Origin of the sequence: Pelagibacterium sp. (genome assembly GCF_965249125.1) — a bacterium.
Lineage (GTDB): Bacteria > Pseudomonadota > Alphaproteobacteria > Rhizobiales > Devosiaceae > Pelagibacterium.
On sequence record NZ_OZ252217.1, the window covers coordinates 978,232 to 991,263 of the forward strand.

Genomic DNA, 13,032 nt, shown 5'->3' on the forward strand with positions numbered 1-13,032 from the left:
AACGGTCAGTTTTATCAATTTGCATAATTGCCTCACTGACGATAGGAAAAGCCATCTCTTTAGAATCGATACAAACTAGGAGGCCTCATGTCCGATAAACCAACAATGACGACCAGCGCCGGCGCGCCAGTCCCCGATAACCAGAATTCAATCACTGCCGGTCCGCGTGGCCCGGTGCTGATGCAGGACTATCAGCTGATCGAAAAGCTGTCGCACCAGAACCGCGAGCGGATTCCCGAGCGCGTCGTGCATGCCAAGGGCTGGGGTGCCCACGGTACGCTCAAGATCACCGGGGACATTTCGAAATACACACGCGCCAAGGCGCTGCAGCCGGGAGCGGAAACGCCGCTGATCCTGCGGTTTTCCACAGTCGCAGGCGAATTGGGTGCGGCCGACGCAGAGCGCGACGTGCGTGGCTTTGCCATCAAGTTCTATACCGAAGAGGGCAATTGGGATCTGGTGGGCAACAACACGCCCGTGTTCTTCGTTCGCGATCCACTAAAATTCCCCGACTTCATCCACACACAGAAGCGTCACCCCAAGACCAATCTGCGTTCGGCAACGGCGATGTGGGATTTCTGGTCGCTTTCGCCCGAAAGCCTGCATCAGGTGACCATCCTGATGAGTGATCGCGGTCTTCCCATCGCGCCGATGTTCATGAACGGGTACGGAAGCCACACCTATTCGTTCTGGAACGATGCGGGCGAGCGGTTCTGGGTGAAGTTCCACTTCAAGACCCAGCAGGGCCACAAGCACTACACCAACGAGCAGGCCGAGAAGGTCATCGGCTCGACCCGCGAAAGCTATCAGGAAGAGCTTTTCGGGGCGATCGAGAAGGGCGAGTTCCCCAAATGGACCGTTCAGGTGCAGATCATGCCCGAGGCGGATGCGGAAAAGACTTCCTATAATCCGTTCGACCTCACCAAGGTCTGGCCGCATGGTGAATATCCGCCCATCGAAATCGGCGTGCTTGAGCTCAACCGTAACGCCGAGAACTATTTCTCGGAAATCGAACAGGTTGCGTTTTCGCCCTCCAACATCGTGCCGGGGATCGGGCATTCGCCCGACAAGATGCTGCAGGCTCGCGTGTTCTCATACGCCGACGCCCACCGCTATCGTTTGGGCACGCATTACGAGGCACTGCCGGTCAATGCCCCCAAATGCCCGGTGCACCACTATCACCGCGACGGCCAGATGAACTTCTATGGCGGCATCAAGACGGGCAATCCCGAAGCCTATTATGAGCCGAACAGCTTTAACGGCCCGGCCGAGGACAAATCGGTTCAGGAGCCCCCGCTCAAGATTTCGGGCGATGCGGACCGCTACAATCACCGCGAAGGCAACGACGATTTCGGCCAGCCGCGAGCTCTGTTCAATCTGTTCGATGACGGACAGAAACAGCGGTTGTTCGCCAATATCGCGGCGGCGATGGGCGATGCTCCCGACGAGATCAAGGAACGTCAGTGCAAGCTGTTCGATCAGGTTCACCCCGACTACGGCGCGGGCGTTCGCGCAGCGCTTGCAGCGGGCAAGGACGATCGTCCTGCGGCAATCTCGGCAGCCGAATAAAGTTCACGCTGCCACCCGAAATCCTGGGGTCCGGCTGGCAAGAGCCGGGCCCTTTTTATTGGGTAAGGGAAAATACCTAGCTTTTTATTCAAATATGTCTTGATGAATTCAGCGCCCTGAAAAGCCGCTCCCGATAGGTTGGCGGAATATGCGGCAACCAGCCGGGGAGAACATCATGTCCGAAGTAAGTGAAAGCGTGAGAGCATTCGCAAATTTCAGAGTTCTGAATGGCGAGGCTGATGCGGCAGAGCGGGATCACCTGATCCGCAATCTGGCGCAATTGTTCTCCTATGTGTCGGACCGTTGCGACGACGAACAGGTCGCCCAGTATGACGAAGTGCTGTGCCAGCTTGCCGATATCGTGGAAGTCGAAGCCCGCACGCACGTGGCCAAGATGCTGGCGCCGCTCGAGCGCGCCCCCGGCTCGGTTGTGCTCAAGCTCGCCAATGACGAGATCGAAGTGGCGGCGCCGCTGCTCGAATTCTCCCAGGTGCTTTCGGATGACGATCTCATCGACATCGTCGAAAACCGCTCGGAAGCCCACAGGATAGCCATTGCCGGTCGCAAGGATCTGGCGGGGCGCGTGGGGGAAGCGATTGCGACATTTGGCGCCGAGCCCTCGATCCTTCGGCTGTTGGGCAATGCGCGGGCCGAGATTACTTACACCGCTGTGGATCAAGTCGCGCAGCGGGCGCTCGAAAATGAGTCTTTTGCCCAGCTGCTTCGCGGCCGCAAGGATATCGACTGGGCCGAAGTGCGCGCCGAAATTTCAACCATGGGTATGGCGGCGCTCGAAGGTCTCGGCATTTTTGCGCGGACAGAGAATCCGGGGACGTCGTCGCGCGTGCAAGCGGTAGTATACAACCGCATGAAGAACCAGGCGGGCTTTTCCTCACAGGAGTGGAAGCTGGCCTGGAACCAGGTCAAGGCCCTTGCGGACCGGCGCCGGTTTGATCTCAAGGCGCTGCACCGGTTTACCCGGTTCGGTTATGGCCATCATACGGCGGCGGGATTGACCATGCTGCTCGAAGTTCGCCCTGAAATTGTCGTCAAATGGCTGGCCATGCAGGATTATGTGGCCTTTACGGTGGCGGCGCGAGCCATCGGCCTCGATGCTGCTCTGTTCGAGGCTGTCGTTGCCGTGCTGCCTTGGCGCGACATGCCGAGCCGGGATGACATCGTCAATGTGCGAAAGCGCTATGAAGCGTTGAGCGAGGACGAAGCATCGGGCATTTTCGATCTTTGGCGGTCTCATTCCTTCCGCCGGCGTCAGGAAGAAGCCGTGGCCTGATAGGGCGCAAGCCTTGACAGGAAAGATATAAAGATATCTTTATGTCCCTGACTGCTTTGACAGACAGGGACACGCATGCGGCAACCGCAGGACATCGTCTTGCTCTTGAAGGCGGCGGGTGAAATCACCCGCCTGCGCCTGCTTGTGCTTCTGGTGCAGGGCGAGTTGTCGGTCAAGGATTTTACTGAAATTCTGGGCCAGAGTCAGCCGCGGATTTCCCGTCATCTGAAGTTGTTGGCCGATGCCGGATTGGTGACGCGGCACGCAGAAGGAGCGTGGGCCTATTATCGGCTCAATCGCGACAGGACCAGCGGGGCGCTCGCTGAGTGGCTGATCGGCCATCTGAACACAGACGCTGCCGAACTGAGGCGTGATCTGGAAAAGCTCTCCGGATTGCGGGTCGCCCAGCAAGAACGCGCCGCCGCCTTTTTCGCCACCATTGCGCAGAGCTGGGACAGATTGCGCAGCCTGCATGTTGCAGATTCCGCGCTGGAGGCCGCAATCGTCGAGGCGGCAGGCCAAGCGCCGGTAGGGATGTTCCTCGATCTGGGGACCGGAACCGGGCGAATGCTGGAGCTGCTGGCCGGGAAATATGCGCAGGGCATAGGGCTAGATTCAAGCCGGGAGATGCTTTCGGTCGCGCGGGCCAAGCTCGATGCCGGGGGCATCGAGAACGCCCAGGTGCGGCTCGCCAATATCACCGAGCTTGGCGATTATCAGAGATCGGCCGATCTGGTGATGCTGCACCAGGTGCTTCACTATTTCGATGATCCTTCGATCGCCATTGCTCACGCTGCATCGTGCCTGAAGCCCGAGGGCCGGATGCTGGTGGTCGATTTTGCGCCCCACGACCTCGAATTCCTCCGCCGCGAGCAGGAGCACCGTCGGTTAGGCATGTCACAGGAACAGATGACCCTCTGGTCGCGCGCGGCCGGGCTGAAACCTGTCCTGTGCCGCAGCTTCCCGCCCTCGCGCGAGGATGGATTGACTGTGTGCCTGTGGGTACTCGAAACCATAAAATCAAACACTACAAAAGGAGTCTGATCGTGGAGTCTGCGACAGGCGAGAGCCGGCTGAGCCGTCAGCCCGAAAGTGGGCGTCCCGATATTGCGGTGAGCTTCGAGTTCTTCCCCCCAAAGACCGACGCCATGGAAGACCGGTTCTGGGCGAGCCTTTCGCGTCTTGCGCCGCTTGGGCCGCGCTTCGTTTCCGTCACCTATGGCGCTGGTGGTTCGACGCGAGAACGCACTTTGCGGATGGTGTCGCGGATCACCAATGAGACCGGCGTTCCCGCCGCGGCGCATCTGACGTGTGTCGGGGCAACGCGCGATGAGGTCGATGATGTGGTGCGCGGCTATGCCGACGCGGGCGTGAATCGTATTGTCGCACTGCGTGGTGATCCTCCAGAAGGGGTCGGGCATGCGTTCAGCCCGCATCCACATGGTTATAACGGTGCTGCAGATCTCGTGGCGGGCATCCGCAAGCTTGGCAATTTTGACATCTCGGTCGCGGCGTACCCCGAAAAACATCCGCAAAGCGCCGACTGGGATGCCGATATCGACAATCTCAAGCGCAAGCTCGATGCGGGTGCCGACCGCGCGATCACCCAGATGTTTTTTGAGAACGGAGATTACTGGCGGTTCGTCGAACGGGCGCACAAGGCTGGTATTTCTGCGCCCATCGTGCCCGGCATTCAACCCATCCATAGTTTCCGGCAGATTTCCGGTTTTGCGGGCCGGTGTGGAGCGTCGATCCCGAAATGGCTGGCAGACAGATTCGAGGGACTCGATGAAGACCCGGAAACCCATGCGCTGGTGGCAGCGGCCGTTGCCGCCGAGCAGGTGACCGAACTCCTCGATGCCGGGATCACCGAATTCCATTTCTATACGCTCAATCGCTCCAATCTGGTGCTGGCGCTGGCGCGATTGCTGGGCATTCGGCCCTGACAAGGTTGTCGGGACAGGGCCTTCAGGTTCCATTCACCAAACTGCTGCCATTTTCAGGAGCGAAGAGAGTGGCTGTGCGGGGGCACATGGCCAAATCGGCCGATTGGAACGCAAACATGATGCTTTCTAGACCTGTGGCGTCGGGCGCGATGCTGGTTCTGCTGATGGGCGCGGTCGGCGCGGCTGCCTTGCAGCAGGAGCCGGGCGCCGGCTTTGTCGCCGTGCCTGAAGCGCCGGCGGAGAATACGGAGCGCGACGCAACGGCAGCCGATCGGGTTGTCGAAAGTGCAGGCTTTCCCGTGGTGCCGCAGGCGGAACGTGACAGGGCGGGCGAAGCGACGCATGGTCCGATGGTCACGGTAAACGGGCGGCCATTGAGTGAAGACCGCCCCGTCGCCGATCGGACGGTGGCTACGAACCCCGCTGATGAGCCAGCCGCTCCCGCCCCGCAGACTGAGGCGACCGCCGCCGAAACAGCAGCAATCGAGCCGCCGCGCCCGCTTCCGCGCCCGGAAGGGCTTGGGGTGCCCCGGCAACAGGAGACGACTGGCATCGACTACGATGCGATAGCGCGGGCCGCCGGAGCGTCGGGCCAGAGTTCACAGGTCTTGGCGCCAGGCTTTCTGACGCCTCCCAATACGCGGACACTGGCGCCGTTGGACGGACCCGATGGCGGATACGATCCGCGCATCGGGGGTACGCCCGAGCAGGATGAACTGGTCGGTGTCGTGGGTCCGAACGGAGAAATCCTGTGGGTCTATTAAGAACAGGTGCCGACGCTGAACAGCCGCGTGATAATCGACCGCCGGCAGCAGGCTCCGCAGACCAATCCGTTCGGCTTCGTTTACGAATAAGCGGCTTGACCGCGCGTATTGACGCATCGGCTGCGTCCTGTCTTGCTTGTGCCCAATTGCTGCGAACGATAAACAACCCCTCCGCAAAAGTTCGCACGGGACATTGTCATGTCGATCTGGCAGCAAATCGCAGCGCTCCTTGGCTCGTTCTCACAGGGGACGGGGTTGGCGGGCGGTATCGCCAGCATCCTGGATCCCGACAATTGGGCACCGGGCGGCCGCGAGGCGGCGTTCACCATGTCGATCATCGCCCTTTCGGCCAAGATGGCCGTCGCTGACGGCGTTGTGAGCCGGCGCGAAGTCATCACCTTTCACACGCTCGTCGACATTCCAGAGGGAGCTGACGCGCATGTGGACCGGTTTTTCGCGCTCGCCCAACAAGATGTGACCGGATTCGACAGCTATGCGCGCAAGGTGCGTAAACTGTTTGCCGACAGCCCGGCGACTCTCGAGCACGTGCTGGACGCCCTGTTCGAGATCGCGACGGCGGACGGGTTCGTCCATAGTGACGAAATGGCCTACCTCGAAGCGGTGAGCGAGATTTTCGGGTTTGATTCCGTTCGTTTCGAGCAGATCGCTTCGCAGCATGTGCTGATGCCGTCGGGCCACCGGGACCCATACGCCGTGCTTGGACTTGCGCCGGACGTGACTGATGACGAGTTGCGCCGCGCCTATCGGCGGCTGGTGGCCGAGCACCATCCGGACCGGATGATCGCCAAGGGTGTGCCCGAGGAATTGATGGGGCTGGCGTCGGCCAAGATGGCGTCAATCAATACGGCCTATCGCGACGTGACACGGGCACGGGGCACGCGGCCGGCTCTGGCTTCCAGCTAAGACTTGACCAGATCACCCCGGGCACCCTACATCAGCCGGTCACCAGTTGACCGGGCGGCCGCTGCGCAGGCAGAGGAAAGTCCGGGCTCCATGAGAACACGGTGCCGGGTAACGCCCGGCGGGGGCGACCCCAGGGAAAGTGCCACAGAAAGCAAACCGCCCCGGACATGTCCGGGGTAAGGGTGAAAGGGTGCGGTAAGAGCGCACCGGGTGCCTGGCAACAGGGGCCGCACGGTAAACCCCACCGGGAGCAAGACCGAATAGGGACGATGGAGGCTCGCCTCGGCCGCGTTTTCACGGCTTGTCGTCCGGGTTGGTTGCATGAGGGCTCCAGCAATGGAGTTCCCAGATGAATGGTCGCCACGTCCGCGTTTGCGCGCGGGCCCTACAGAACCCGGCTTACAGGTCAACTGGTGACCAGTATCCCCGTTCTTTAAGGCTCCAAATCGGTTTGGGAAACAAAATCTTAAAGACTGGGATGCAATCTGCGCAATGTGGAGCAATGCCACGAGTTTTAGTTTGAGTTCCGGCCGACGCCATCGGCTGGCCCAAGGAGCGCCGGGCGCGAGTATCTGACCAGATGGGCGAGCCACAATCCTCCCATGAATCGGTGTTGTTGAGCGAAGTGCTCGATGCGCTTTCGCCGCTCGATGGTGCGCGCATAGTCGACGGCACGTTCGGAGCAGGCGGGTATTCGCGGGCGTTGCTCAAAGAGGGGGCGCAGGTGATGGGGATCGACCGGGACCCGAGCGTTGCGCCGTTTGTGGATGCACTCTCAAGAGAATTTCCTGAACGTTTGGTCTTCGTGGCCGGGCCGTTTTCCGAGCTCGATACGCTGGTTGGCGAGCAGCAGGTCGATGGCGTCGTGCTCGATATCGGGGTGAGCTCAATGCAACTCGACCAAGCCGAGCGCGGCTTTTCCTTCATGCGATCCGGGCCTCTCGACATGCGGATGGGCGGGGAGGGCGAAACGGCTGCCGATCTCGTCAACACGCTTAGCGAAACCGATCTGGGCAATCTGATCTTTGCGTTTGGCGAAGAGCGGGCCTCGCGCCGGATCGCCAAGGCGATCGTCGAGGCACGCAACAGCGCGCCGATCACAGATACGCTGGCGTTGGCGCAACTGATCGAAAAGACCGTCGGGCGCAGGCCGGGTGGTCCGCATCCCGCGACGCGGACATTCCAGGGTCTGCGGATCGCGGTGAATAGCGAGTTCGATGAATTGGTTGCCGCGCTTTTTGCCGCCGAGCGCATCCTTCCCGAAGGTGGGCGGTTGGCAGTCGTGACCTTCCATTCTCTGGAAGACCGGATCGTGAAGCGCTTCTTTGACCAGACCAAGACAGCGACGCCCCAATCGCGGCACCTGCCGTATTCGGCGCCGGTCGAGGCCTGTTGGGCGCCGGTGCGCAAGGCCGTCAGAGCCGGAGCCGACGAAGTGGGCCGTAATCCGCGCGCGCGCTCGGCCACCCTGCGCAGCGGGATCCGAACGGCGGTTGCAGCGCGGCCCCGGCAGTCGACAGGGCTGGGTGTGCCCGGGTTCAGGCGAGGTGCCGCATGAGCCGGTTCCTGCAACGTTTCAATATCGTGCTGGCGGTCATCGCGGTCATCGCGGTCGTCGCCGTCTATTCGCAAAAGCATATGGCCGAACTGACGGCCGAAGAGATCGGGCGTATCGAAACGGCCATCGCCCGGCAGCAGGCCGACCTTTCCGTTCTCAAGGCCGACTGGGCCTATCTCAACCAGCCGACGCATATCCAACCCATCGTCGATCGTCACAATGACGTTTTGAACCTTCATGTGGCGGAGGCCCAGCAGTTCGGAAGCTTTGCCGATCTGCCCATGCGGCCGCAGCAAAGGCTCGATACCGAATCGCTCGACGCGCTTTTCGAAACAATCGAGTCGGGAGAAGACCCGATCGGCTCCTTGCTGGAGGGATTGCTATGAGTGCGATCACGCCGGAAACGATTTCCATCGATGGCACGCGCAAGGCGCGAGGCAATCTCACCGGCGCCCGCATCCGCTGGGCCATGGCGTTCGTGCTGATCGTGTTTTCGGTGATGGTGGGGCGGCTGATCTGGCTGGGCAATGTCGAGGTCGATACCACAATCGAGGGTCAGACGCGCGACGCGATCATGGCGTCCCGTCCCGCGATCCTCGATCGGAACGGGCTCGAACTGGCCGTCGATATCCGCGTGCCGTCGCTTTTCGCCGAGCCCCGGCGGATACTTGACGTCGATGAGGCCGCGGACGCGATCCTGACCGTCCTGCCCGATCTCGATAGCGCCTGGCTGCGCGATCGTCTGACGGGGGACCAGGGTTTTGTATGGGTGGCGCGGGAGCTGACCCCGGCGCAACGCGACCGGATCATGCGGCTTGGTGTTCCCGGGCTCGATTTTCTCGAAGAAAGCAAGCGGTTCTATCCGGGGGGAACCGTGGCCGCCCATCTGATGGGTGCGGTCAATATCGACAATGTGGGGATCGCGGGTATCGAAAAGCACCTCGATGACGACAATCTGGCCCTGCTGCAAAATCTGGGACTTGCCCGCGACAGCGCTCTGACGCCGGTCAACCTTGCGATCGACCTGCGCGTCCAGAGCATCCTGCATGAAGAGCTGGCAAGCTCCATCGAACGCTACCAGGCGATCGCCGCCGGCGGAGCGATCATGGATGTGCGGACCGGCGAAATCATCGCCATGGCCTCCGTGCCAGATTTCGATCCCAACAATCCCGCCACCATGCTCGAGGAGGGGCGGTTCAACCGCCTGACCGCCGCCAAGTTCGAGGTGGGCTCGATCTTCAAGCCGATCACATTTGCCGCGGCGCTCGATTCGGGTGCCGTGCAGCTTACTGATTCTGTTGACGCCCGGTTCGGCGTTCGTTTCGGGCGGTATACGATCGAGGATTTCCATGGGGAATACCGCGTCCTGTCGGTGCCCGAAGTGTTCCGCTATTCGTCCAATATCGGGACGATCAGAATCATGCAGGCCCTGGGCAAGGACAATTTCCGCGCCTTTCTGACGCGGATCGGGCTCGATGGCGCTCCCAATATCGAGCTTCCGGAAGTCACGCGGTCGAGTATTCCGGCAAATTTTTCGGAAGTCGGTGCAGCGACCGCCGCGTTCGGGCACGGGTTGAGTGTGACGCCGTTGCAGATGCTGACGGCCACCGCCGCGCTGGTGAATGGCGGGCATCTGATGGATGCGACGCTGTTTCCGCGCACCGAACAGGAAGCAATGGCGGGCTCGACGCAGGTCATTACCCAGCAAACCAGCGACTATATGCGTTATCTCATGCGTATGAACGGTGTGATCGGCTCGGGCAGCACGGGCAACAAGATTGCCGAGGGTTACCGGTGGGGCGGCAAGACGGGGACAGCGGAAAAGGTCGTGGACGGACGGTATTCGAGCAGCCTGGTCACGGCGTTCTTTTCCTCGGCCTTTCCGCTCGACGATCCTAGATATGCCCTGATTATTTTTGTAGATGAACCACAGGCCGAAAACGCGCAGTCGGGTCGGACGGCGGGTTGGAATGCCGGGCAAATGTCGGCCCGCGTTGTCAAGCGCATAGCGCCGATGCTGGGCATCCAACCCATTCTGGGACCGCAAATCGACGCGCAGCTGGTGCCAGTCCAGCTCCGCAACGGGGCCGAATTTACCGGGTTCTGATGCAAGTGGCGGACAACGGGGGACGTGATATTGCCGCATAAGCTTACCGACATTTTGCACCGGGTCGCCGGGGTTGGCGATGTGCCCGATATCGAGGTCGGCGGGTTGAACGCCGACAGCCGCCTGATCGGGCCGGGAGACGTGTTTTTTGCGCTGCCAGGCACGCGCGGGCATGGAAATATCTATGCCAAGGACGCCGCCGGCCGGGGCGCAGTGGCCATGGTCACCGACGAGGCGCCCAACGCCGACGCTGGAATTCCTGTGGTGCTGATTGACGATGTGAGGGCCGCCTATGCCATCGCTGCCGCCACTTTCTGCGGGCCGCAACCGGCTGTTTGCGCAGCGGTGACCGGAACGAACGGCAAGACTTCGGTCGTGTCTTTCCTGCGCCAGATCTGGGCTTATGCCGGAATAAAAGGCGCCAGCCTGGGGACGCTGGGGCTGATGGTGGGCGACGAGCACATACCGGGAGAATTGACCACGCCTGACCCGTTGTCTCTGCACAAGACCCTGGCAAAGCTCAAAGCCGATGGCGTGGATCATGTCGCGCTGGAGGCGTCCAGCCATGGCATTGACCAAAGGCGGCTCGACGGGGTGAAGTTTCGGGCCGTGGCGTTCACCAATCTCAGCCGCGATCACCTCGATTATCACGAAACCATTGAAGCCTATCGTGACGCCAAGCTGCGGCTGTTCCGCGAGTTGATCGATGGCGACGCGACCGCCGTGGTCGATGCCGGGAACGAGGAGGGGATGCCTTTCATGTTCGCGGCGCTCGACAAGGGCGCTACCGTGTTTACCGTGGGTGTCGGCGGGGCGCATATCGACGTCGAGAGCGTTGAGAGCGAAGGCTTCGGGCAGCGGGTCAAGGGCAAGCTGGTGGGCGAGCCGATGGAATTCGTTTTGCCGTTGGTCGGACGGTTCCAGGTGGATAACGCGGTCGTTGCGGCCGGGCTGGCCATGGCAACCGGGGTTGCCAATGGCGACGCCATAAAAGCGCTTGAAACGCTCGAAGGCGCCAAGGGGCGGTTGGAACAGGTCGCCCAGAGTGGCGAATCGGCTGTGTTCGTAGACTATGCCCACACGCCCGATGCGCTTGAAAATGCGCTCGTGGCGCTTCGCCCCTTCGCCAAGGGGCGGTTGATCGTGGTGTTCGGGTGCGGCGGGGACCGCGATCCGGGCAAACGCCCACAGATGGGCGAAGTTGCCGAAAGGCTGGCCGACCTGGTGATCGTGACCGACGACAATCCGCGCACCGAAGACGCCGCCCTGATCCGATCGCAGATATTGGCCGCGGCGCCGCGTGCGGTCGAAATCGGCGATCGGGCCGAAGCGATCGGTCATGCAATTGCCGAAATGGGGGCAGAGGACGTTTTGCTCGTCGCCGGCAAAGGACATGAGGACTACCAGATCGTGGGCAAGACAAAGCACCATTTTTCCGACCATGAGGTCGTACGCGCGGCTTTCGGGAACTGAAGTTGTCCGTACTCTATGGCATCGACGAGATCTTGGCGGCTGCCGGTGGAAAAGCCTGTGATGTTGTTGCCGAAACGGTTTCCTCTATTTCCATAGATTCCCGCGAGATCGGCCCCGGAGCGCTGTTTGTCGCCATCAGGGGCGAGAATTTCGACGGGCATGATTTTGTCGCCAAAGCCATCGAGGCGGGAGCGGTCGCGGCGATGGTGAGCAGGGATAAAGCGGCGGGGCTTTCGGGGCTGCCGCTGGTCGTTGTCGAAGATGCGCTGGAGGGGCTCTATGGGTTGGCGGCATTTTCCCGATCTCGATCCAAGGCCCGCATCATAGCCGTTACGGGAAGCGTGGGGAAAACGTCGACCAAGGAAGCGCTGCGGGTGGCGCTGGAGGCCAACGGGAAAACGCATGCCTCGATCAAAAGCTTCAACAATCACTGGGGCGTGCCGTTGATGCTGGCGCGGATGCCGGCCGACACCCAATTCGGGGTGTTCGAGATCGGCATGAGCGCGGCGGGCGAGATCACACCGCTGTCCAAGCTTGTGCGCCCGCATGTGGCGATGGTGACGACGGTTGCGCCGGCCCATCTCGAGTTTTTTGACTCAGAGGCGGCGATCGCCGATGCCAAGGCCGAGATTTTTTCCGGCGTCGATCCGGGCGGACTGGCAATCATCGGGCGCGATCATGCCCATGTCGAGCGACTGGCGGACGCGGCAGAGGCGGCCGGACTGAAAACGCTGACTTATGGCTTTGCCAATGCCGACGTGACGATATCGGGCTATCAGGCGACGGAGGACCGAGCGAGCGGTCACATCGAGGGTGACGGGCTGTCGCTGGAAGTTTCGATTGCGACGGCGGGCCGGCATATGCTGGCCAATGGCGTGGCTGCGTTGCTGGCCGCACGGGCGGTTGGGGGCGATGTGCAAAAATCGCTGGCGGCTCTTGCCGTTCACGGAGCGCCCGAGGGGCGCGGCGCGGCGATCCTGCTTGGCGATCCGGGCAACCCGATCCGGCTGATCGACGAGAGCTACAATGCCAATCCAACCTCGATGCGTGCGGCGCTCGAGGTGTTCGCGGCGATACCGGCCGAGGGGCGGCGGATATTGGTGCTTGGCGATATGCGCGAATTGGGTGCGGCGTCGGCCGATTATCACGCGGGGCTGGCCGATGCGGTGGTCGCGGCAGGGCCGGACCGGGTCTTTCTGGTGGGCGAGCATATGGCGCGACTGGCCGAACGCCTGCCTGACGGGCTCGTTGCGGGGCGGGGCCAGGCTGTGGACGAGATTGGCGAACATGTTTTGGAAACGCTTGCACCGGGCGACTCAGTTATGCTCAAGGGATCGAACGGCGTGAAGCTGGGCTCGTTGGTGGCTCGGATCCGCGACCGGTTCGGCGTAAAAAGGTAA

General features: G+C 61.5%; 11 protein-coding genes and 1 other RNA gene. All 12 read left to right on the forward strand.

The features are described 5' to 3' along the window. The first annotated feature begins 87 nt into the window (after positions 1-87). Positions 88-1,569 (forward strand): catalase, encoded by a 1,482-nt coding sequence (locus ACP148_RS04835; RefSeq protein WP_421951463.1) that lies wholly within the window; start codon positions 88-90, stop codon positions 1,567-1,569. A 175-nt stretch (positions 1,570-1,744) separates the two neighbouring features. Beyond that, positions 1,745-2,860 (forward strand): DUF2336 domain-containing protein, encoded by a 1,116-nt coding sequence (locus ACP148_RS04840; RefSeq protein WP_421951464.1) that lies wholly within the window; start codon positions 1,745-1,747, stop codon positions 2,858-2,860. Positions 2,861-2,935: 75 nt separating this feature from the next. Next, the gene (locus ACP148_RS04845) at positions 2,936-3,904 is read left to right on the forward strand and encodes an ArsR/SmtB family transcription factor (protein WP_421951465.1); all 969 of its coding nucleotides are present in this window, start codon (positions 2,936-2,938) and stop codon (positions 3,902-3,904) included. Between the two features lie 2 nt (positions 3,905-3,906). Then, a complete protein-coding gene (gene metF / locus ACP148_RS04850) occupies positions 3,907-4,806 on the forward strand; it encodes a methylenetetrahydrofolate reductase [NAD(P)H] (RefSeq protein WP_421951466.1) in 900 nt (299 codons plus the stop codon). A gap of 116 nt (positions 4,807-4,922) precedes the next feature. Further along, entirely contained in the window at positions 4,923-5,570 is a 648-nt protein-coding gene (locus tag ACP148_RS04855) for a hypothetical protein (RefSeq protein WP_425033180.1), read from the forward strand. A 198-nt stretch (positions 5,571-5,768) separates the two neighbouring features. Beyond that, entirely contained in the window at positions 5,769-6,494 is a 726-nt protein-coding gene (locus tag ACP148_RS04860) for a TerB family tellurite resistance protein (RefSeq protein WP_421951468.1), read from the forward strand. Between the two features lie 42 nt (positions 6,495-6,536). Next, positions 6,537-6,912, forward strand: an RNA gene (rnpB, locus tag ACP148_RS04865) — RNase P RNA component class A. 162 nt (positions 6,913-7,074) lie between these two features. Continuing rightward, positions 7,075-8,052, forward strand: coding sequence for a 16S rRNA (cytosine(1402)-N(4))-methyltransferase RsmH (rsmH, locus tag ACP148_RS04870; protein WP_421951469.1), 978 nt, complete (start codon positions 7,075-7,077; stop codon positions 8,050-8,052). Continuing rightward, positions 8,049-8,438 (forward strand): cell division protein FtsL, encoded by a 390-nt coding sequence (gene ftsL, locus ACP148_RS04875; RefSeq protein ID WP_421951470.1) that lies wholly within the window; start codon positions 8,049-8,051, stop codon positions 8,436-8,438. The genes rsmH and ftsL overlap by 4 nt, the downstream gene beginning before the upstream one ends. Beyond that, positions 8,435-10,159, forward strand: coding sequence for a peptidoglycan D,D-transpeptidase FtsI family protein (locus tag ACP148_RS04880; protein ID WP_421951471.1), 1,725 nt, complete (start codon positions 8,435-8,437; stop codon positions 10,157-10,159). The genes ftsL and ACP148_RS04880 overlap by 4 nt, the downstream gene beginning before the upstream one ends. A gap of 30 nt (positions 10,160-10,189) precedes the next feature. Further along, positions 10,190-11,632: a UDP-N-acetylmuramoyl-L-alanyl-D-glutamate--2,6-diaminopimelate ligase gene (locus ACP148_RS04885; protein WP_421951472.1), complete on the forward strand. Its 1,443-nt coding sequence runs from the start codon at positions 10,190-10,192 to the stop codon at positions 11,630-11,632. A 2-nt stretch (positions 11,633-11,634) separates the two neighbouring features. Further along, positions 11,635-13,032, forward strand: coding sequence for a UDP-N-acetylmuramoyl-tripeptide--D-alanyl-D-alanine ligase (locus ACP148_RS04890; protein ID WP_421951473.1), 1,398 nt, complete (start codon positions 11,635-11,637; stop codon positions 13,030-13,032).